Below are 20464 nucleotides of genomic sequence, written 5' to 3' on the forward strand. Positions count from 1 at the left end.
CAACCCGGAAAAAAGGCCTAGAGCGAGCCTGGGCTATCGTTCCGGCTATTACGGCCGCAACCGCGAGGTGAAGGAGAGCCATCGCGTCCTAGCCACGAAGACCACATCGTGGCAAACTTCTTGTTAACCACATGCTCGGTGAAAATATCGGATTAACCTCAGATGCCACTATCGAGGTTATGTTCCGTTCCTTAGCGTTCAATATGAGTTCAAGGGATGTGTGGATTCGGGGGTTATTTCGGGTCAATCCGGGATGCGGAAGCTTTGCTCACGCACATGGTAGCCGCAATTGCCCATCGTGGGCCGGATGAGCAAGGGAAATTCGTAGCACCCGATGCCGGGCTCGGGCATGCGCGGCTGTCGGTGATCGGCATCGGCGATGGCCAGCAACCGATGTCCGACGAGGCCGGCAATTTGACGATTGCGTTCAACGGCGAGATTTTCAACTACATAGAACTGCGCGAAGGGCTGATCGCCAAGGGCCGACACTTTCGGACGTCGAGCGACACAGAGGTCATCCTTCAGCTCTATGAGGAGATGGGCGAAGACTGCTTGTCTCTCCTGAACGGTGATTTCGCCTTGGCGATATGGGACAATCGGCAGCGACGAATGGTGCTTGCACGAGACCGGATGGGTGTCCGGCCGCTCTTCTACACAAGTAATGACGGGGTGCTTTACTTTGCCTCGGAGATCAAAGCCCTGTTGAAGGTCCCGGGCGTCTCCGCTGAAATTGATCCGATTGCGCTGGATCAGATCTTTACGCTGTGGGCGCCGATCGCTCCGCGCACGGCGTTCCGCAATATCCACGAGTTGGAACCGGCAAGTGTGATGATCGCGACGCAGGGGCAGGTCACGGTCAGACGATACTGGCACCTGGACTATCCGCATCGTGATGAGCCGTCGAAGATCACGAACGAGGACCACGCGGCAGAGGAGTTGCAAGCCCTTCTGACCGATGCGGTGAGGCTTCGCATGCGGGCCGACGTGCCGGTCGGTTCCTATCTTTCCGGAGGGCTCGATTCGTCGCTCGTTTCGGCGCTTGCCGCCGGCATGACTCCTCGGAGACTGGAGACATTTTCCGTAACCTTCGACAGCGCCGAGCATGACGAAAGCGCCTTTCAGACCGAAATGGCCTCGGCGCTCGGCACGCGCCACCACGCCATAGAATGCGGCGCCCGCGATATCGCCAGCGTCTTTCCTGAGGTCATCCGCTTTGCCGAGCGGCCGATCATCCGCACGGCGCCAGCGCCACTCTACAAATTGTCCGCCCTGGTTCGCCAGGCCGGCCTGAAGGTGGTGCTGACGGGTGAAGGCGCCGACGAGGTCTTCGCCGGTTACGACGTCTTCAAGGAGGCGCGTGTCCGCCGGTTCTGCGGGCGGCAGCCCACATCGCGCATGAGGCCGCAGCTGTTCCGCCGGCTTTACCCGTATCTGCCGGGCCTGCAACAGCAATCGGTGGAGTATCTGGCTGCCTTCTTCGGCACCAGCAACGCTGCCCTCGACGATCCGCTGTTCTCGCATCGGCCACGCTTCAAGACCACGGCGGCGGCGAAAATCTTCTTTTCCGGCGACCTGCGCGCGACGTTGAAGGGTTATGACGCAGCTGAAGAGCTGACCAGCCGCCTACCCGAGGCGTTTTCCCTTTGGCATCCGCTGCATCAGGCGCAATATCTCGAAACCCGCTTCCTCCTGCCCGGCTACATCCTCTCCAGCCAAGGCGATCGGATGGCCATGGCGCACGGCATCGAAGGGCGGTTTCCTTTCCTGGATCATCGCGTGGTAGAGTTCGCGGCAAGACTTCCGCCGGAGATGAAACTGAAAGGCTTGATGGAGAAGCACATATTGCGCAAGGTGGCCAGGCACCACCTTCCGGCGGCGATCGGTAAACGCACCAAGCAACCTTACCGCGCCCCGGAGGCCCGCTCCTTCGTCGGGGCGGAGGAACTAGACTATGTTCGTGACTGCCTGGGCGAGGCGAGCATTACCGCCGGCGGCCTGTTCAACGCCAAGGCGGTGGCCAAGCTCCACGAGAAATGCCGCATGGAGACCGCGACCGGATTTCGCGACAACGCCGCCTTCGTCGGCATTCTGTCGACGCAGCTGTGGCAGAAGAATTTCGCCGGCCAAGCGGTCGGCGCGGCAAGAGCGGCCTGAGACGGCGAGGAAAAGGAAAGACACGATGACGGCAATCAAGGACAGGGTCAGAAGCTTTATCGTCGACAACTTCCTGTTCGGCGACACCTCCTACAAACTGTCGGATTCAGCCTCGCTGATCGAGAACGACATTATCGACTCGACTGCGGTGCTTGAGCTGGTGGCCTTCATCGAGGACAATTTCGGCATCGCGATGGTGGATGCCGACATCGTTCCGACCAACCTGGACTCGCTTGACCGCATCTCGTCCTTCATCGAGGCGAGAGCACAAACGCTGGCAGCGTAAGCGCCAACGGCGAGGAACGTCCCGTGCGGATCGAGCATTTTCTGGTGGCGAAGGCTGCTGCCCACCCGGCCAAGACGGCATTGGTCACCAGGGGCAAAAGGCTGAGCTACGAAGAACTCGACGACCTTTCGAGCCGGCTGGCCACCGCTCTCTTCATGAATGGGATCAGGCGCGACGACCGCGTCCTGATCTTCATGGACAATTGCTGGGAGGCCGCCGTATCGATCTTTGCCGCACTCAAGGCAGGTGCGACCTTCAGTCCGATCAACCCCTCCACAAAGGCCGACAAGCTCGGTTACGTCATCGCCGATTGCGACGCCAGGGCGGTCCTGACGCAGGCGAAGCTGGTGCCCGTGGTCACCGAAGCCTGCGCATCGCAAGGCAAGACCGGCATCTTCGTGGCTTCCACCCCTGGGGCCGATGGGCAATGCCCGGCAGGGGCCGCGTCCCTGACTGACTGCCTGACGTTCGATGGCGCGGAGGTGAACCATCGCGGCATCGACGTCGACCTTGCGATGCTGATCTACACGTCAGGTTCGACCGGCCGGCCCAAGGGTGTGATGATGACGCATCGCAATTGCGACGCTGCCGCGGGGTCGATCGCCACCTATCTGCGCAACGCGCCGGACGACATCATCCTGAACGTCCTCCCGCTTGCCTTCGACTATGGCCTCTACCAGTTGCTGATGGCAGTCAGGCTCGGGGCCACGCTGGTGCTCGAGAAGTCCTTCGCCTTCCCGCACGAGATCTTCGAACGCATCCGCAAAGAGGGCGTCACCGGCCTTCCGCTGGTGCCTACCATGGCGGCGATGATCCTGCAGATGCGTGATCTGGCGCCGGGTTTCCTGCCCAGCCTCCGCTATATTTCCAACACCGCGGCCGCCTTGCCGCCAGCCCACATAGAACGCCTGCGCTCGCTGCTGCCCGGCGTCCGGATCTATTCGATGTATGGGCTGACCGAATGCAAGCGCTGCACCTATTTGCCACCCGAGGAACTTGACCGCCGGCCAGGGTCGGTCGGCATAGCCATCCCCAACACGGAAGCCTTTGTCGTCGACGACCTTGGACAACGCGTGCCGGCGGGCGTGGCAGGTGAGCTCGTTATCCGCGGTCCGCACGTCATGCAGGGCTATTGGCGCAACCAGGCCGCGACGGAACGAGCGCTCCGGCCGGGGCCTAACCCTTGGGAAAAGGTGCTCTATACGGGCGACCTGTTCCAGACCGACGAGGACGGCTTTCTCTATTTTGTCGGGCGTAAGGACGATATCATCAAGACGCGTGGCGAGAAGGTCGCCCCCAAGGAAGTGGAGGCAGTGCTCCACGCCCATCCAGGTATCGCGGAAGCGGTGGTCGTCGGCGTGCCGGATCCGGTGCTGGGGCATGCGATTGGCGCGCTCGTCGTGCGGTCCGATCCGGCGCTTGGCGGAAAGGACATCATTCGTCACTGCGCGCGGCACCTGGAGGATTTCATGGTCCCCAAAATCATAGAGTTCCGCAGCGAATTACCGAAGACGGAGTCGGGCAAGGTCAGCCGCCGGCTCGCGGCTGAGATGATGGAGGCCGAGCAATGAACATCGGCTCAACCCAGGATGCGCCGGCCTTCACGCAAGCCCTGGTCATCGATCCCGCCGCCGAAACGGACAGGATCGTGGCGGCCCTGCGCGAGCAGTTGCGCGGCATTCGCAAGCGCGGCCTCGTGCTCGGTCTTTCGGGCGGTATAGATTCCAGCGTTTCGGCTGCATTGGCCGCGCGTGCCGTCGGCCAGCAGAATGTGCTGTGCGTGCTCATGCCGGAAAGCGATTCCGACCCCGAAAGCCTGCGACTCGGCCATCTGGTCGCCGACACTTTCGGCGTCGAGGCCGTTGTGGAGGATATCGGGCCGACCCTGCGGGCAATGGGCTGCTATGAACGCCGCGACGCCTTCATCCGCGAAATGGTCCCGGACTATGGCAAGGGCTGGGCCTCAAAGATCGTGATCGCGAACGTGCTCGAAGGCGAGGGCTACAACATCTCCTCGCTGGTGGTGCAGGACCCGCAAGGCAAGCAGACGAAACTGCGGATGCCGGTGGCGGTCTATCTCGGCATCGTTGCCGCCACCAACATGAAGCAGCGCACCCGCAAGCAGATCGAATATTATCATGCCGACCGGCTGAACTTCGCCGTGCTCGGCACACCGAACCGGCTGGAATACGACCAGGGGTTCTTCGTCAAGAACGGCGACGGCGCCGCCGACGTCAAGCCGATCGCGCATCTCTACAAGACGCAGGTCTATGCGCTAGCCGCCTATCTCGGCATTCCGGAAGAGGTCCGCAACCGGCCGCCGACCACCGACACCTACTCGCTGGCGCAGACGCAGGAAGAATTCTACTTCTCCCTGCCTTACGATCGGATGGATCTGTGTCTCTACGGCCTCAACAACGGCGTGTCCGCCGAGGTGGTAGGGCAAGCGGCGGGATTGACCGCCTCACAGATCGAACGCGTCTGGGCCGACATCGCCGCCAAGCGAAAGGCAACGCGCTATCTGCACCTGCGCCCGCAGCTCGTTGACGGCGTGGACGAAGTCGGCTCCTGACCTATGCATATCGAGCAAAAGTGATCCGGTCTTGCGATACGACATGCATGAAAGAAATACTAAGCTCTTGTCTTTACGCAATTCCGGACGGAAAGCCGCGCACCCTTTCCTGGAATTGCTGTAGGCGGAACGCTTCAGGTGAAGCGGCCGCCGATCAACTGGCTCCACTGCTCGCCCGCAAGCCCGTTCAGAAAGACCTGCGCGTTCTTCATGGCATCGAGAAGCTCGGGATCGCGTGAATGCACGACGGTCGAGGCGACCGGTATGAAGGCTATGCGTCTTACAAGCATGGCGTCCAGAAGCGCGGGCTGGACGCGGCCGCGCAAGCCGGAGACACCGCGCCGGGCGGCATGCTCGACCAGGCAATCGATCACCGGCCCGGCCTGGCCGGGAAGAGCGAGGACCTGCAGCACGCGGCCGATCCCGTCCGGTCGCGCGTAATAGGCGAAAGCGCCGACATTGGCGCCGTTCGGCGATGCCACCGACACGTAGACAAGCTCTCCGAAATCCGGCTTTTGCGCCGCATCGCCCAGAATATGGTTGAGCTGACCTTCCGCCCACTGCGGACGTAGCGGAAATTGGGCGCAAAGCGGCTCCAGCAGCCCCGCAAAGCTGCCGCTGTCGATCTCGGAGGTCCGAAATGCCCCCCGGCTCGATGCGTTGGCGACGACGCCGGTCCAGCGTCGTTGACTGCCCTTCATTTTGCGAAGGTAGAGCCGGTCGACGATCCGGGCGAGCGGGTTGAACATCCAGGCAAGCTTCATGTGATTGGCAAAAAGGCTGAGCATGAAGGTCGCCGGCCGCATCACGCGAACCCAGTCAAGGCTGTATTGCGGCAGCACAACGCCGCGAAGCCGCGTCCACAGTTTCACGGACGTATCATTGGCGGTTTCGCTGAAGGAGATGTCCTGCGGACCATCGAGGAAGGCCTTCAACAGGCGGGCACCGGCCATCGGATCGGTCTCGTGATCCTCGACCATCAGCGAGCTGCAGATGGCAGCGTAGAGCTGCCGGCCGTTGAATTTCATTGGCAGCGCATGAACGCCGACGAACCCGGAAACCTGGCCGGCGTCATTGACATGGACAAGCGAACGGAGCCCGCTGCCCCAGTCGGGTGCGTCCAGATAAAACCGCCTCATGTAATCGACGAGGGAGGCCGGCGCTGGCCCCCGCTTCTTGCGCAGCATGCGTTGAAACATGCCCGCGACGGCCGCAAGGTCGGCCTGATCGAGGGCGCGGACGACGCTCACGCCGGGCTCCCGGTTGCGGGAACCCGGCCACCATGTTTGCGCGCCATGGCGACACGGGGCTGGCCGTCGGCCGTCACGGCAAAGGTTGGGGTTTCGTAGGATTTCGTTCTCGATAAAAGGGTTGCTATCTGCCGATCTTGACCTTCGCCGAACTCAAATAGCAGCCATCCGCCTGGCTTGAGGAAAGCTGCGGCATCCCGGACCAGCCTTTGGAGGATCGAAATACCGTAAGGGCCGCCGTCGAAAGCTTCCCGAGGTTCGTTCTCCAACAGATGCGCGCTTTCGCTATCGAGACGGGATGAGGAAATATAGGGCGGGTTGCACACAACCATGTCGGCAGCGCCGCGGAGGCCGTCACCCTCGATCGCGGCAAATAGGTCGCCTTGCCGGACCTTGATCCTGTCCTGCCGGGCGAGGCGCACAACATTGCGGCGGGCAAGCGAAACCGTGCTGTCGGTCAGGTCCGCCGCCCATGCCCGAGCCCGAGGACATCCGCTGACGATGCCCACGGCAAGATTGCCGCTGCCGCAGCACATGTCGATCAGGATCGTTTCGTGCGCCTGTTCGCCAAGAATGGCCGCGGCCGTCCGGCCAAGCAGTTCCGTTTCGGCTCGCGGCACCAGGACGTCAGGCGCGAGTTCCAGCTCAACCCGCATGAAGCGGTGCAATCGCGGCCAATTGCGATCGTTTGCACGGCCGGCAGGAAGGCTGTGATGCTGCGGCAAGGAAAATCCCTATCCTGAGGATAAAACGCGGGTCCCTGTTGTTACCAACTCCGGGTAAATTGATGTTAAAGATCATGATTGGATTGGGAGTAACCGGCCTATGTTGGCGGCGTCCTGTCCCATCAATGGCGAATTCCTGTGCCGCCGCAAGCCGATCCATGCGCTAATTCAGAGCAACGCCTCGTACCGGTCTCCGATCTTTTCAATTTCGAAATCCGCCGCCCTGCTTTTCAGGATCGCGGCGGTTGTCGGCTGGTCGAGCATTCTGGCCATCGCCACTGCCAGAGCCGCTGCATCGCCGACCGGCACCAGGGCGCCGAAGCGGCCGTCATCAAGTATTTCGCGCGGGCCGTGCGGCGCGTCCGTGGAGACCACCGGAATCCCCGCTGCCATGGCCTCGACCAGAACATTGCCGAAGCCCTCGCTGGTCGATGATAGGACGAACAAGTCAGCTACGGCGTAGCAGGCCGCCGGATCATTGACATAGCCCGCAAACAGAACGTCTGCGCCGATACCGGATTCTTTGGCATAGGCGCGCAACTCGTCGGCCAGCGGACCCTCGCCGAAGATGACAAGCCGGGCCCGGCGGCCGGCGCGCAGCACAGCGAAGGCCCGCAGCAACGTCCAATGATCCTTAACGGGCACCAGGCGTCCGGCGGTGATGATGATGGGGCCGTCGCCCATCGCCGCGAGCTCTGCCTGCCAGGCGTAGGAGCGTTGCTGGGATGCCGCAGCCGGCGGCAGCGGGTTGTTGATGACCACGACCTTGGATTTCGGGAAGCCTCGGGCCACAAGATCGCCGCCGACACCCTCAGAAACCGCGATGGCCCTGGTGGCGCGGGCCGCAACCAGGGCCGAAAGCCAGACCGCCATTTTCGCGCCAAGGCTGCCGGAAGGCAGTGAGGCGGCGGCGTGGAAACTCGGGAAGAACCGCGCCCTGCTTCGCGCGAGGGAAAGCGCCAGCGCCACGACCAGATTGGCGAATTCCGGGGCGCTGTAGATCGCGTCGGGAGAAAGGCGGCCAAGCAGGCCCGCGCTTCGCACGATGCCTTTCAATGTCGCCCACTTGCCATAACCCTCGCCGCGAATGGGGAGGCCGAAATCGACCAGATGCACGGCAGGCGAAAGCAGGGCGGCATTGGGCCCCTGCGCGTTCCAGGTAAAAAGCGTGACGTTGTGGCCGCGCGATGCCAGTTCGTTCGCCATCAGGACGAACACGCGCTCGGCGCCGCCGCCCCTGAGGCTGGCAATGTGAAAGACAATCCGCTTCGCCATTTCAGGCGCGGCTGGCAATGACGTCCGGGCGGTTCGGCGGAAGACGCATGTCGCGCACGATACCCAGGGTAATGGCGAGCAACATGCCAAGGATCATGCCGCCAATGGCCCCCAGGCCGATCATCACGACCGTGCGCGGGGGCCATGAACGGCCCTTTGGCGGCACTGCGGTGGAAATCACCTGCACATTGGTGCTGTCGATCTGTTCGCGCTCGGTTATCTGGCGTGCCCGCGACAGGAAGCTCTCATAGATAGCCGTCTTCGACGCGGCGTCACGTTCAAGTTCACGCAAGGCGACCTCGGAATCGCTATCCGAGAACACGTTGCCCTTCAAGTCATTCATCTTGGCATTGAGGGAGGCCGACGAGGTTTTGGCGGCATCGAGATTGACCTTCGCCAGGCGCAGGGTGCGCGCGTATTCGGCGCTGAGTTGCGCGCTGACCGTGTTGTACTCCGTCTTCAGCCTGACGATCGACGGATGACGGGGGCCAAAGGTCATCGACTGCGAATCGATCTGCTGGCGCAGGCCGTTGGCCGTTGCGCGCAGCGCCACAAGCGCCTCCGACGTGGCGGGACCGGAATTGGTGCCGTTTGCGCCGGCGGCAAGCAGGGCGTCGTAACTTGCCTGCGCGGCGATGACGCGCGATTGCGTCTCCACGATCTGGCCGTTGAGCTGGGTCATGGTTTGCGAGGAAACAAGCTGCCCATTGCTGGTGGCCAGATTGTGGCTGCGCCTATAGGCCTCGACCTTCTCTTCGGCCGCCTGCACATCGCTCTTGAGCTGGCCCAGCCGCCCGTCCAGCGCGGCCGCGGCACGGCTGGCGCCGGAAGCCTCGGCGCTGGCCAGCTCTTCCTGGAAAGTCTTGACGATATCCTGCGAAATCAGGATCGCCTTAGCGGGGGTTTCCGCCGATACCATCAAGGTCGTGACAAACGACTTTTCATCCGCGATGCTGCTAACCCGTTCCGCCAGGTTCTTCAGGGCGGTAAGCTTTGGGTCGGGTTTGGCGCCGTCCGTCCCTGTGCGGCTTCGGTCCGCGTCGAAGAACTCCGGGTCACTGGCCAGGTCAAGATCGTCTACAACACGTGAAAGCACGCTGCCCGAGGTCAAGATGCGCTCTTTGCTGCGCGCGCTGAGCAACTGTCCATCGACCTGGGCCGATTGCGGGTAAAGATCGTTCGGAACAACCTGAAGATTGGCGGGATTGATGAGGATGTCCGTGGTCACGGTGTAGCGCTGCTTGCTCAGCAGAGCGTAGGCACCGCCGATGATCCCGCCGGCTATTGCCAGCAGGCATACCAGAGCGAGGCCGGCGCGCAGCCAGACAAACAGACGCCCGAAATCGAGTTCGAGAAAGGTTCCGATCTTGTTGAGCGTCACCGTCGTGACGGGCTCGGCTACAGGCGGCGCCACGGGTGCAGGCGACACAGGGGCCGACGTTACAGGGGCCGACGTTACAGCGGGTGCCGCCGCATGTGCCATGATCGGCGCGGTTTGTTGCGGCTTTGGCCTGCTGGCGCGCCGCGCATTTTCGATCCGTTCATAGGGGCTAATGCCGGCGGCGGCCGCGGCTGGAGGAGGACCGGAAGCGGCGGACATCATGCTAACCCTTTAATATTCAATACGCACAGCCTGCTTTACGGAAACATCGTTAACATTTCATTTTCCAGGCGTGTCAGGCGCGTTCCGGAACAGCGATCTATCCACCCTTGGTCGGTATTCTGCCACGCCCGTCGGTAGCCTGGCAAAGCGTGCAGGCGTTTCAAATGGAAATACAAGAGGTCGTCGCGAGGGCACCCGCAAGGAGCGGGCTTGGCGTCATGTCGCTGTTGATGCTGGTTGGCCTTGAAGGGGCGTGCCGGTTTGGCGCCCATCCGGCTTTCGATAAGCGAGCAACAAGATGACGAGCAGCATGATATCCGGCGCCTTCGAAGAAAGGGCATTGTTTGACAATGCCGCGAGAATGGACGCGGCCGCTGCGATATGGGCGGCCCGAGGCGTATTGCGCAGGAGCTTGAAAAGGAACCGGAAGAAAGCAAACGCGAAGAGCAAGGCGATCGGCAGGCCAAACAAAAGCGTAAGAACGACCGGCGTGCTTTCGATGAAGGGGAGGTTGAGCTTTTCGTTGACGATCTTCAACAACTCGTTGGGATTCATGCCAAGCAGGATGTCCCTCCATTCAACGAACTTGAATACATCGTAGATCTTGACGCGCGCATCGTAATTTTGATCAAAGAGCGTATTGCTGAAGCGGTTCAGCAGCCCCGCCGAAAAGAGTATCGCAATCAGTATGGCGCCACCGGCCAGCGTCAGCATCAGCACCAGGAGTTTGGCCTGGCGTTGATGTCTGGGTGACAAGTCCGGCCAAGGCAGGAACACGAGCAGGAACAGGATCTCGCCGCAAGCGAGCAGCAGGGCGGTGCGCGCGCCCGAAGCGGCCGTGCCGATGAAGAGAATGAAGATGCAAAGCGCGCACACCCAGATACGCCACCGCGTCAATGCAACGAAACCTATGGCGGTGGTGCAAAGCGCGCCCAGCGCCAGCGGATGGGCCGACAGTCCGATCGGCCGAAAGTCCAGCTCAACGAGGGGATAGGGCAGGAATCGATGCTGGGTGACGGCCTCGATCGTTCCGATGATGGCGCTGAGGACAATCATGCCGACGATGACATTGCCAAGCGCCCTGCGCACATGGTCACCCAGGGCAAGCATGATCATCGCCGCGGCACAAGAGACCAGATAGGAATCGATTATGAAGCCGGCCGAGCCGGCACGGCCTATCACGAAGAGATAAGGCACCAGCCACAACAGCAGCAGCGAATATAACAATGTCGCCTTGAACAGCCTGACTTCATCGCCTTCGAGCCGAATTGGCCGGGTCGTGGCGATGACGACAAGCAGCAGAAAGATGGCATAGGTCCCGATATGCAGCTTTTCGGGAAACGACCCCCCCTCCGTCGAATAGGACATCACCATATTCATCAATTGCGGAGAGATGGTCGAGCGGAGCAGGAAAGCGAAGGCCGCGAGGAGAAAGAACAGGAGTGTGAGGGCGTCTTGGCGGCTGGCCTGCGCGGTCACGAACTGTTGCTCTGTGGGGGTGACACTCACGATTATCTGACCAGCGTTGCGGCTTGCGATTGAGATGGCAGGGGACGAACGCACCCCCGGGTACATTTTCCTGCAAGAACGTAAAGGAATATGGATAACCCGATCTTAACAGTGGCGATGCCCGGCATGGGCTATTTCATGAAGTCGGTTACCCACACTTAATTGGCCGGTCGTATTGATGGCGATGCTTTGCACGGCGCCCGACGCGCTGCCTGTGGACGGCACAATGGCAACAGGCGCCGGCAAAGCGCAGGAGATCAAGGTGAAGAAGTTCTATTCGATTCAGTATCTTCGCGCCTGCGCCGCCTTGCTGGTTCTGTTCGCACACGCCTTTTCCTATCAGATTGGCGTGGACAATCTGATTATTGTGACGGCGGGCCGCCTGGGCGTCGTTCTGTTCTTTGTCATCAGCGGTTTCATAATGGTCCATATTACGGGAGATGGTCCGTTTTCCGCTGCCACCTTCCTGAAACGCCGAGCAATCCGGATCATCCCCCTTTACTGGCTTTTCACCAGCCTCGCCGCGGTTCTGGCGGCGCTCGCGCCAAGTCTCTTCCAGAAGACCGTCTTTACGTGGCCCCACTATCTTCAGTCGCTCCTCTTCATTGTTCACGAAGCGCCTGGACGGGATAGCGCCAGTCCAATCCTCTCACTCGGCTGGACGCTCAATTACGAGGTATTTTTCTATATCGCTTTTGCGGTGTTCGCATTCCTGTCCGTGACCTCGCGCGTATTTGTGCTGACGGTCTTTTTCATTGCGATGTGGATAGCCGGGCTGTGGCTGGCTCCCACCAACCCTGTTATCCAGTTCTATCTCAACCCTTCTCCGGTGGCATTCGTCATCGGTATGTGGATAGGGCGGCGCTATTTGGACGGTGATTTCACTTCCGACATACGCCATGCTTGGATATTCGGCGTAATGACCGCTGCGGGCGGGGTGCTTTCATTCGTCGATGACGGTACGCCGCTCTTGGGTCAGATCAGCTTCGCGGGACAAGCAATGTGGGCGGCGGGCCTACTTCATCTCAGCCTCATTCTGGAGCCGAAACTCAAGCACTGGAGCCTTCTCGAGCAGTTGGGCGACGCTTCCTACGCGCTTTATCTGTCGCATATCTTCGTGATCGGCGCTGTGGCGTACCTGGCCAGACGCACCGTCGGATACGAGCATCCGACAACGGTATTGTTGGTGTCGGTGGTCAGCATCGTGGCAGCGTGCCTCGTCAGTCTGGTGATTTACCAGATGATCGAGAAGCCGATTCTTCAGACCCTGAACGGCAAAAGGAAGACGAGAAACACACCGCTTCCTCATATTGCCACGGAGAAAAAATAAGCAGGCCAAGCAACGGGACGGTCACGGCTTTCAGCGCTTCAGTCAGCCCGCGCTGTCCACGACCTCGACATTGCCGGCGCGGTTAAGCGTATGGATGCCCGTGCGTGCCCATGCCGGACCCGCGCCGATCGGCCGGGGCGAGGCGAAGCGGACATCGGACGCGTCGAGTCGCTCAAGCTGCATCAGCCCCAGACCACCGCCATAGGCCCTCGATCCGTTCTGCACCGGCAGCACCAGGGCATCGTCCTGGCGGATAAAGGCGCCGCCCGGCCGGGTGGCCGAATGATCGACGGCAATGGGATTGAGCGGATGGGCGACCCATGGCCCGCGCAGCGAGGGCGCGCAATAAACCGCCATCGTGTCCGACGCGCTGCCGTAGCCGAACCGCTCCGTTCCAACCAGCCAGAAGCGACCGTCGGATTCGAGCAGCGTCGCGTCGTTGAAATCCCTGTCCGTCATCAGCACCGTGTCGCGGACCCAGCGGTCGGGAAACTGCGCCGCGCGATAGAGCACAAGTTCGCGAGCCGAACCACTTTCGGGGATCATGAAAATCTCGCCATCGTGTGCGAACACCTGCGGATACGACAGGTGGTGCGCTTCCTCCAATACAACCCTTGGAACACCGAAAGTGCCATCGTCACCGAGCTCGGCGACGGAAATCACGCCGCGACTCGTCGCGTAGGGGAATTCCTCGACAAACAGATGATGGCGGCGGTCGGCCTCGAAGACGAACGGGTCGGCATAGAAGCGTTGGCCATCGTCCGGCAGGACTGTGAACGGTTTGCCGTCGAGTTGCCCGGTTTCGGCGATGCCTGGTCCGTCGATCACCCGATAGGCAACCTGCCAATAGAAGGGGCGTCGTCCCCGCCTGATTTTTTGCACGGCGCGATCGATCAAAGCCCTGCCAAAAAAGGGCACATAGTGTCGAACAAAACTGTCGTTCTTCAGGATCGGCACCGGGTTGTCGCTTACCGGCACAAGCTTGCCCGCAAAGAAGCGGGCGACGGTTTGCATGATCAGCGACATGGCGCCGGCGAGCAGGTCGTTGCAGCTTCGAGATAACCAGAGCCTGTCTGCCAGCATCGGTCTAGCCTGGGCCACGACAACGCCATCGAGGCGAGCGCCAAGTTCAGGCAATTGTCCGCTCGCCAACATTGCGGCAACGCCGGCTGGAAAGCTGTTGCGACCGCAAAATTCGAGCCTCAGGACTGGCGCGTCTTGCCCCGTTGCGCTGGCAGTGAGATCTATGACGAGGTCCGGAGGGCCGCGATCGATGGGCGGCAACGGCTCGGACCGGCCCGCCAGCGAGGGACCGAAACGCCGGCTCTCGATCGCCAAGACAGTGTCCAGCCCCCGAGCGGTTGGCGCCGGCGCCGGCGCGTGGCAACTCGAGACCACGTAACCTGCCGCACCCAACCGCATAAAAAGCTCATTTTCCCAGCGCCGGGATCCGACGGCGTGGCCGATGATTAAAATATTAGTCAACCCAAGTTATTCTCGTTAAAGCAAAAAATGGCTTGCTCTGGTATCTTTCCCCACAGTTCCTGGCAAGGGTTGCCCAAGGGGGGCTGCGGACTCTAGCGTTAATCATACGTTAATTTTTTTGAATACGAAGGCGGTTCAGGGCGCTATTGTTAGGCTGAAAGCACGTGTCAGCCGGGCGCCCACGCTTTCGGTGACCAGGGTCAACCATGAACGCCGTTTCACATCCGAGATTGCCCTCAAGGCGAAAACTGCTGATCGTGTTCGGCACGAGGCCGGAGGCGCTCAAATGTTTTCCGGTGGCGCGCGCCGCGCTCGCCCATCCAGGCTTTACCACGGAAATATGTGTGACGGGCCAGCATCGCGAGATGGTCGATCAGGTCATTGAATTGACGGGCCTGCCGGTGCACTACGATCTCAACATCATGCAGCCAGGTCAGACGTTGTTCGACGTGACCTCGCGCGTGCTCCTCGGAATGGCGGGGGTGCTGGAGAAGGCGAAGCCGGACATCGTCGTCGTCCAGGGCGACACAACCACCGCGATGACCGCGGCTCTAGCTGCCTTCTACAAGCACATTCCGGTTGCCCATATCGAGGCGGGATTGCGCAGCCACAACATCAACTCTCCCTTTCCGGAGGAACTGAACCGCAAGATTGCCGGCAACATCGCCACCTGGCATTTTGCGCCGACCACCGAGGCGCGCGACAATCTCATCGCCGAAGGAAAGGCTGCGAACACCATCTTCGTAACCGGCAATACCGTGATCGACACGCTGCTGCATTTCTCCAGCGAGATCGATGCCGACAAGTTGATGAACGCCAAGCTCGCCGCTCGTTTCCCCTTCATCGATCCGACCAAGAAAATGATACTCGTCACCGGTCATCGCCGTGAGAATTTCGAAGGCGGCATCCAGAGAATCTGCACCGCGCTGAAGGCATTGTCGGCGCGCAGGGATGTGCAGATCATCTACCCGGTCCATCCCAACCCGAATGTGCGCTCCGTGGTCGAGGCCGAAATCGGGACGGTGCCGAACATCCACCTGATCGACCCGCAGGACTATTTGCCGTTCCTGTACCTGCAGAAACAGAGCTACCTGGTGTTGACCGACAGCGGCGGCGTGCAGGAAGAGGCGCCTTCACTCGGCAAGCCGGTGCTGGTGATGCGGGAAAACACGGAGCGACCCGAAGGGATCGCCGCTGGTACTGCCCGGCTGGTCGGCACCGATATCGAAAAAATTCTGGCCAATGCCAATAGCCTGCTCGATGATGAGAGCGTCTATCGCGGCATGGCGGAGAGGCACAATCCATACGGCAATGGCCAAGCTGCGAGCCGGATCGTTGAGGAATTGCTGAATCATGGCTGAAATCAAAACCGTTTCCGTTATCGGCATGGGCTATATCGGCCTGCCGACCTGTGCCATTTTTGCCAGCCGCGGACTCGATGTCATCGGTGTCGATATCAACGAGGCGGTGGTCGCGAAGGTCAACCGCGGCGAAATCCACATCATCGAACCGGACCTGGATGGTTTGATCCAGAAAGTTGTCGCCAATGGCAAGCTCAAGGCATTCAGCACGCCTCAGCCGGCCGATGCCTATATTATCGCCGTTCCAACTCCGATCACCCCGGACCGCAAGCCGGATGTCAGCTACGTGCTTGCGGCAGCGCGAAGCATCGCTCCGGTGCTAAAACGGGACGACCTGGTGGTGCTGGAATCAACATCGCCGGTCGGTACGACGCGTGTCATGACAGCGCTGCTCGCGGAACTGCGACCCGATCTCAAATTTCCCGTTGCGCATGGCGAGGAAGCTGACGTCCTGGTCGCCTACTCTCCCGAGCGCGTGCTGCCGGGAAAGGTGCTGACCGAGCTGATCAACAATGATCGCTCGATCGGCGGACTGTCCCGAAAGTCTTCGGAGCGGACAGCGGCACTCTATTCAAGCTTCGTCGCCGGCGACCTGTTCATAACCCAGGCCGAAAGCGCGGAACTGGTTAAGCTGACTGAAAATGCGTTCCGCGATGTCAATATCGCCTTCGCCAATGAGCTTGCGGCGGTGTGCCAGGATCTGTCGCTCAACGTCTGGGAGGTAATCGATCTCGCCAACCGGCATCCTCGCGTGAACATCCTGCAGCCGAGCCCGGGCGTGGGCGGCCACTGCATTGCGATCGATCCGTATTTTATCATCGACGCCGCACCGAACAATACGCGGCTGATCAGTTCGGCACGGCGCATCAATTCCGAGCGACCCTTGTCGGTGGTCAGGGACATCGAGGCATTGCTCGACCCGACCCGCAAGCAGACGATCGCCTGTCTTGGCCTCAGCTTCAAACCCAATATCGACGATATGCGCGAGAGCCCGGCTGTCGAGGTTGTTAAGCTTCTGTCCAAGATTCCCAATATCAAGATCGTCGCTGCCGAGCCCAATGCGCGTCAGTTGCCACACGAGCTCGAGGGCAGCGGCGTCATGTTCACCGATGCACTTTCCGCTATTGACCAATCCGATATCGTCGTCCTGCTGGTCGACCATCGACAATTCAATCTGATCGATCCCGAAGCGCTCAAGGACAAGAAGCTCGTCGACACACGGGGCCTGTGGACCTGGCGCAAGGCGCGCAAGCCCGACGCCCGCATCGAAGGCAAGAAATCCGAAATGGAACGCTCGCAGTCTCTCGCTCGCACCGGAGAAGCGGCATGAACTCGCATGACCCGGCATGGGCGCAACACTCTCTATTGGCATCACGCCGCCGCGAGTTTCTCGGTGCGACCATCCATGCGCTGACCATGGCCGAGACGCTGGCCATCGCAGACGAGGCGATGGCGACGCGGCGACCGCTTCATCATGTTGTCGTGAACGTCGCCAAGCTTGTGAACATGCGCAAGAATGCCGAACTGCGCGAGGATGTCGTCGGGGCGGATATGGTCAATGTCGACGGCAAAGGCGTGCTTTGGGGCGCGCGGCTCTGCGGCGTCGAGTTGCCGGAGCGTGTGACCGGCGTCGACGTCATGATCAACCTGCTTGCGCTGTGCGCCAAGCGTGGCTATCGCCCCTACCTTTTGGGCGCTGAACAGCACATTCTCGACGCAGTTGAAAGCCGACTTGCCAGAGATCATCCGAGCCTGGCCATTGCCGGCCGGCGCAATGGGTATTTCAAGGCGGAGGAAGAGGCCGCGATCGTCGAGGCCATCAACGCTTCAGGTGCCGACTGCCTGTTTGTGGCGATGCCGACGCCGAGCAAGGAGCGCTTTCTCAAGCGCTATCGCGACGTACTCGCTCCGAGTTTCGTCATGGGCGTGGGCGGCAGCTTCGACGTCTATGGTGGAAAGGTCGCCCGGGCACCGAAACTGGTTCAGGCGGCCGGCCTGGAGTGGCTGTTCCGCGTGGCGCAGGAGCCGCGACGCTTGTGGCGCCGCTACTACGATACCAACACCGCCTATGCACTGCTGCTGTGGCGTGAGTTCTGGTCTCGCCGGGGACGCCGAAACGTCAATCCGTAAGCTCGCGACTTTCAGACAAGCATGCCTCATAGCGCGGGATTTATGCGATCCGGAGCCGTGCCCTTAGCTTGCCGATGAACTGCGTCACGGCCGCGGGGTGAAACAACCAGGTCAGTCCCAGGAAAGCCGCAGCGCCGGCGACGCCGCCCGCCGCGAGCGGAAAGATCGCCGGCATATAGCCCAGCGCAGTGCTGGCGAGGCTGGCGGCCAATCCGGTGCAGATAGAAATTATGATTGAGACAGCGATGTCGCGCCAGGGCACCGGCACCGGCGTGAGCCTCTCGGCGATGACGATGCAGGCTGCAAGACCTGCCAGCGATCCGCCCGCCAACGCCAACGCCGCGCCAACCTCCGCCATGGTGGGAATCAACAGAAAAGACAGTGAAATCGTTGCCACCGAGCCGAAGGAATTGGCGATGATCAGCAACCACGGCCGCTTATGTGCGTGCACCACGACGCCATAAACGAAGCTTGTGAGATTGGCACAAAGAACGCTGAAGGCGATGATCGGGAACAGCAGGCCGAAGCGACCATGATATTCCGCGGGCAGCAGGAGTCGCGTGATGTCGCCGCTGAGCGCGATAAGCATTGCTGCGACCGGCAGGCAAAGGCGTATCATCAAGGCCATGAGTTGCGACAACAACCGCCCGGACGCCTCGGATCCCTCTTCGTCGAAGCGGCTGACCACTTCTGGAAATGCGCCCATGTTGATTGCGTTGGCGACCATATCGATCGGCTGCCGAGCCAATGCGTAGGCGGCTGCGAAGACGGCCACCGCGCCGGCATCGTAGTAGAGCTTGAGGAAGACGCGTTCAGCGCTGTTGAGACCGAAACCGACCAGCGCCATGATGACCAGGGGCACGCCGAGGGCAAAAAACTCCTTGTGGGTGAAGCGCGGCGGGCCGCCAATAACGCGCCCGGATGCCACCACGCACGCCACGATGCCGGCAATCAGCACGGCGAGGCTCGAGCCGAGCGATACCGTCAGAAAAGAGCGTTGGAAGATAAGGATGGCGGCGATCGGCAAGGCGAGTTGCAGCAGGCCGCGCAGATATTCAAGCATCGAATAGAGGGAATGACGCTGCTGCATTTGCAGCACCGTCAACGCGAACCGGCTGATGGAGCCGGCAATCAGATAGCTGCAGACGGCGATTGCAAATTCGATCCAGCGCTCCGGCACGATCACCGCCGAGGCGATCACGGATATGATCAGGGCCAGCACCGTGGTGACAAGCAATACCTGTCCGGCAAGCATCAGGCTGCCACGGCTGACGTCGCCTTTTCCGCCAAGCCGCAGCAAGGCAATGCGCAGCCAGTTGGTAACGGCAACATCCGTCATTTCGCCCACGGTGACCACCAGGGTCAGCAGGCCATACTCGGTCTGGTCGATCAGCCGCGTCATGACGACCAGCAGGAGCAGAGCGGAAACCCGCGTCAGCAGAATAGCTGGGCCATAGATGAGCGTGGAACGGAGCAGCAAAGGGTTGTTCCCGGAAAATTTGCCGTCGATTAATCGTTGACCGACGGGAATTCCAGCATGATGACGGCAAAGGGTGAACGGATACAGTTTGAACCAAAAGATTTGTCGTAAACCTTTTTTGGAACGTTTGCTTTAGGGTCACCCGGCATCCGCAATCCAAATGGTGTCATGTTGCAGCGTCTCGCCCACAATAGAAAAATACATGTCTTGGTCGCAACGCCCTCGGGCGTTTCGGGACAAGGCGGCATCGACCGGATCATGGGGGCGCTGAAGCAGGAGTTCGAACGGCAAGAGATCGCCGACATCGATCTGCGCTTTCTTTCCAGCCGTGGCCCGGGACATGTCGGGCTTTCGATCTTCTACATGCTTGGTTTTTGCGCGCGGATGCTTGCGGCCCGCCTCGACAGACGCGCCGACGTCATTCACATCAATATATCGGTCTCCGGCAGCACCTATCGCAAGATGATGATCGCCGCCTGCGCCAGGCTGTTGTCGATACCATATGTCCTTCATCTGCATGGGGCGCAGTATCAGACATTCTGGAAAGATGATCATAGTTTCATGAGCCGCCGTATCAGGGCTCTGTTCGAGCATGCCGGCCGGGTGATTGTCCTGGGGGGGCTTTGGCGCGATTTCGTCGCCAGCCGGGCACCGGCGAACGGCGGCAATATTGTCATCGTTCCCAACGCCACGGCAGTTCCTTCCCTGGCGCATGTCGGCGGAGGCGATCACGTGCACATCCTGTTCCTCGGCCGCATCGGCGAGCGAAAGGGCGTGCCGCAGTTGGGCGAGGCGCTGGAGCGGATGAAACATCTCAGGGGTTGGCGTGCCACGATCGCCGGCGATGGTGAGGTCGAGCCGGCACGAGCGAGGTCGGTCGCTCTAGGGATTGCCGACCGTATTGCTTTTCCGGGCTGGGTGGGACCTGACGAGGTCGCATCACTGATCGCTTCGGCCGATATTCTGGTGCTCCCCTCGTTCGCCGAAAATCTGCCAATGTCGGTGATCGAAGGCATGGCGGCCGGCCTGGCTGTCGTGGCCACCCCGGTGGGCGCGGTCGAGGACATCATCACCCATGAACAATCCGGTCTGTTGGTGCCGCCCGGCGATGTGGCGGCGTTGACCGAGGCGTTAACTCGGCTGGTCGAGGATACGGCGCTGCGCGCGCGGCTTGGCGCCGCCGCCATGGCGGTGCACCGGGAAAGGCTTGAGCTTGCACCGTTTGTCGACGCGATCTGCGATGTCTGGAGATCGGTCGCGTCCGAGGCGCGATCGGTCAAGCGCTGACGCTGTCCTTCATTGTC

At 60.9% G+C, this 20464-nt stretch carries 16 protein-coding genes; 9 read left to right on the forward strand and 7 right to left on the reverse strand.

All coding sequences use genetic code 11. The annotated features are described in order from the left end of the window. The first annotated feature begins 216 nt into the window (after window positions 1-216). Genes asnB through nadE form a run of 4 tightly spaced genes read left to right on the forward strand, consistent with a single transcriptional unit; the run spans window position 217 to window position 5012 of the window. Window positions 217-2154 (forward strand): asparagine synthase (glutamine-hydrolyzing), encoded by a 1938-nt coding sequence (asnB, locus tag NKJ76_RS01075; protein WP_023737699.1) that lies wholly within the window; start codon window positions 217-219, stop codon window positions 2152-2154. 25 nt (window positions 2155-2179) lie between these two features. After that, entirely contained in the window at window positions 2180-2440 is a 261-nt protein-coding gene (locus NKJ76_RS01080; protein ID WP_023686311.1) for an acyl carrier protein, read from the forward strand. 23 nt (window positions 2441-2463) lie between these two features. Continuing rightward, complete coding sequence (locus NKJ76_RS01085) at window positions 2464-4011, forward strand: class I adenylate-forming enzyme family protein (RefSeq protein WP_023686310.1); 1548 nt, start codon at window positions 2464-2466, stop codon at window positions 4009-4011. Further along, window positions 4008-5012 carry an NAD(+) synthase gene (gene nadE, locus NKJ76_RS01090; RefSeq protein ID WP_352536589.1) on the forward strand — a complete coding sequence of 335 codons (1005 nt, stop codon included), beginning with the start codon at window positions 4008-4010 and terminating at the stop codon, window positions 5010-5012. The genes NKJ76_RS01085 and nadE overlap by 4 nt, the downstream gene beginning before the upstream one ends. A 134-nt stretch (window positions 5013-5146) precedes the next feature. Here nadE and NKJ76_RS01095 read toward each other — a convergent pair whose 3' ends face one another. From NKJ76_RS01095 to NKJ76_RS01115, 5 genes are all read right to left on the reverse strand, one after another. Further along, window positions 5147-6262 (reverse strand): hypothetical protein, encoded by a 1116-nt coding sequence (locus NKJ76_RS01095; RefSeq protein WP_023696870.1) that lies wholly within the window; start codon window positions 6260-6262, stop codon window positions 5147-5149. Continuing rightward, window positions 6259-6987, reverse strand: a complete 729-nt coding sequence (locus tag NKJ76_RS01100) for a N5-glutamine methyltransferase family protein (protein ID WP_502902262.1) — start codon at window positions 6985-6987, stop codon at window positions 6259-6261. Before NKJ76_RS01100 ends, NKJ76_RS01095 begins: the two co-directional genes overlap by 4 nt. A gap of 168 nt (window positions 6988-7155) precedes the next feature. Beyond that, the gene (locus tag NKJ76_RS01105; protein WP_352536591.1) at window positions 7156-8262 is read right to left on the reverse strand and encodes a glycosyltransferase; all 1107 of its coding nucleotides are present in this window, start codon (window positions 8260-8262) and stop codon (window positions 7156-7158) included. Window position 8263: 1 nt separating this feature from the next. Further along, window positions 8264-9862 (reverse strand): GumC family protein, encoded by a 1599-nt coding sequence (locus NKJ76_RS01110; RefSeq protein WP_031243977.1) that lies wholly within the window; start codon window positions 9860-9862, stop codon window positions 8264-8266. A gap of 219 nt (window positions 9863-10081) precedes the next feature. Beyond that, window positions 10082-11344: a VpsF family polysaccharide biosynthesis protein gene (locus tag NKJ76_RS01115; protein WP_023671794.1), complete on the reverse strand. Its 1263-nt coding sequence runs from the start codon at window positions 11342-11344 to the stop codon at window positions 10082-10084. 256 nt (window positions 11345-11600) lie between these two features. On the opposite strand from NKJ76_RS01115, the gene NKJ76_RS01120 reads away from it, so the two are divergent. Continuing rightward, window positions 11601-12704: an acyltransferase family protein gene (locus tag NKJ76_RS01120; RefSeq protein ID WP_352536592.1), complete on the forward strand. Its 1104-nt coding sequence runs from the start codon at window positions 11601-11603 to the stop codon at window positions 12702-12704. Between the two features lie 42 nt (window positions 12705-12746). Here NKJ76_RS01120 and NKJ76_RS01125 read toward each other — a convergent pair whose 3' ends face one another. Further along, window positions 12747-13787, reverse strand: coding sequence for a glucosamine inositolphosphorylceramide transferase family protein (locus tag NKJ76_RS01125; protein ID WP_245260175.1), 1041 nt, complete (start codon window positions 13785-13787; stop codon window positions 12747-12749). Between the two features lie 608 nt (window positions 13788-14395). On the opposite strand from NKJ76_RS01125, the gene wecB reads away from it, so the two are divergent. From wecB to NKJ76_RS01140, 3 genes are read left to right on the forward strand one after another with little or no spacing between them, the layout of a single operon-like run. Next, complete coding sequence (gene wecB, locus NKJ76_RS01130) at window positions 14396-15550, forward strand: non-hydrolyzing UDP-N-acetylglucosamine 2-epimerase (RefSeq protein WP_352536593.1); 1155 nt, start codon at window positions 14396-14398, stop codon at window positions 15548-15550. Then, window positions 15543-16880 (forward strand): UDP-N-acetyl-D-mannosamine dehydrogenase, encoded by a 1338-nt coding sequence (gene wecC / locus NKJ76_RS01135; protein WP_023686301.1) that lies wholly within the window; start codon window positions 15543-15545, stop codon window positions 16878-16880. The genes wecB and wecC overlap by 8 nt, the downstream gene beginning before the upstream one ends. Continuing rightward, on the forward strand, window positions 16877-17680 hold the full coding sequence (locus NKJ76_RS01140; RefSeq protein ID WP_023725122.1) for a WecB/TagA/CpsF family glycosyltransferase: 804 nt from the start codon (window positions 16877-16879) through the stop codon (window positions 17678-17680). The genes wecC and NKJ76_RS01140 overlap by 4 nt, the downstream gene beginning before the upstream one ends. A 40-nt stretch (window positions 17681-17720) precedes the next feature. Here the strand turns inward: NKJ76_RS01140 and NKJ76_RS01145 are convergent, their stop codons facing one another. After that, a complete protein-coding gene (locus NKJ76_RS01145) occupies window positions 17721-19160 on the reverse strand; it encodes a lipopolysaccharide biosynthesis protein (protein ID WP_352536594.1) in 1440 nt (479 codons plus the stop codon). Between the two features lie 168 nt (window positions 19161-19328). On the opposite strand from NKJ76_RS01145, the gene NKJ76_RS01150 reads away from it, so the two are divergent. Further along, complete coding sequence (locus NKJ76_RS01150) at window positions 19329-20447, forward strand: glycosyltransferase family 4 protein (RefSeq protein ID WP_023671802.1); 1119 nt, start codon at window positions 19329-19331, stop codon at window positions 20445-20447. Window positions 20448-20464: the final 17 nt, after the last annotated feature.

The sequence above is a fragment of the Mesorhizobium sp. M0029 genome (assembly GCF_040323735.1).
Lineage (GTDB): Bacteria > Pseudomonadota > Alphaproteobacteria > Rhizobiales > Rhizobiaceae > Mesorhizobium.

Bases quoted from the DNA above. Each gene is read 5' to 3' on its own strand.
- NKJ76_RS01125 (WP_245260175.1), bottom strand. From the start codon at position 13,787: ATGCTGGCAGACAGGCTCTGGTTATCTCGAAGCTGCAACGACCTGCTC.
- wecB (WP_352536593.1), top strand. From the start codon at position 14,396: ATGAACGCCGTTTCACATCCGAGATTGCCCTCAAGGCGAAAACTGCTG.
- NKJ76_RS01140 (WP_023725122.1), top strand. From the start codon at position 16,877: ATGAACTCGCATGACCCGGCATGGGCGCAACACTCTCTATTGGCATCA.
- NKJ76_RS01080 (WP_023686311.1), top strand. From the start codon at position 2,180: ATGACGGCAATCAAGGACAGGGTCAGAAGCTTTATCGTCGACAACTTC.
- asnB (WP_023737699.1), top strand. From the start codon at position 217: ATGTGTGGATTCGGGGGTTATTTCGGGTCAATCCGGGATGCGGAAGCT.
- wecC (WP_023686301.1), top strand. From the start codon at position 15,543: ATGGCTGAAATCAAAACCGTTTCCGTTATCGGCATGGGCTATATCGGC.
- NKJ76_RS01110 (WP_031243977.1), bottom strand. From the start codon at position 9,862: ATGTCCGCCGCTTCCGGTCCTCCTCCAGCCGCGGCCGCCGCCGGCATT.
- NKJ76_RS01105 (WP_352536591.1), bottom strand. From the start codon at position 8,262: ATGGCGAAGCGGATTGTCTTTCACATTGCCAGCCTCAGGGGCGGCGGC.
- NKJ76_RS01120 (WP_352536592.1), top strand. From the start codon at position 11,601: ATGGCAACAGGCGCCGGCAAAGCGCAGGAGATCAAGGTGAAGAAGTTC.
- nadE (WP_352536589.1), top strand. From the start codon at position 4,008: ATGAACATCGGCTCAACCCAGGATGCGCCGGCCTTCACGCAAGCCCTG.
- NKJ76_RS01150 (WP_023671802.1), top strand. From the start codon at position 19,329: ATGTTGCAGCGTCTCGCCCACAATAGAAAAATACATGTCTTGGTCGCA.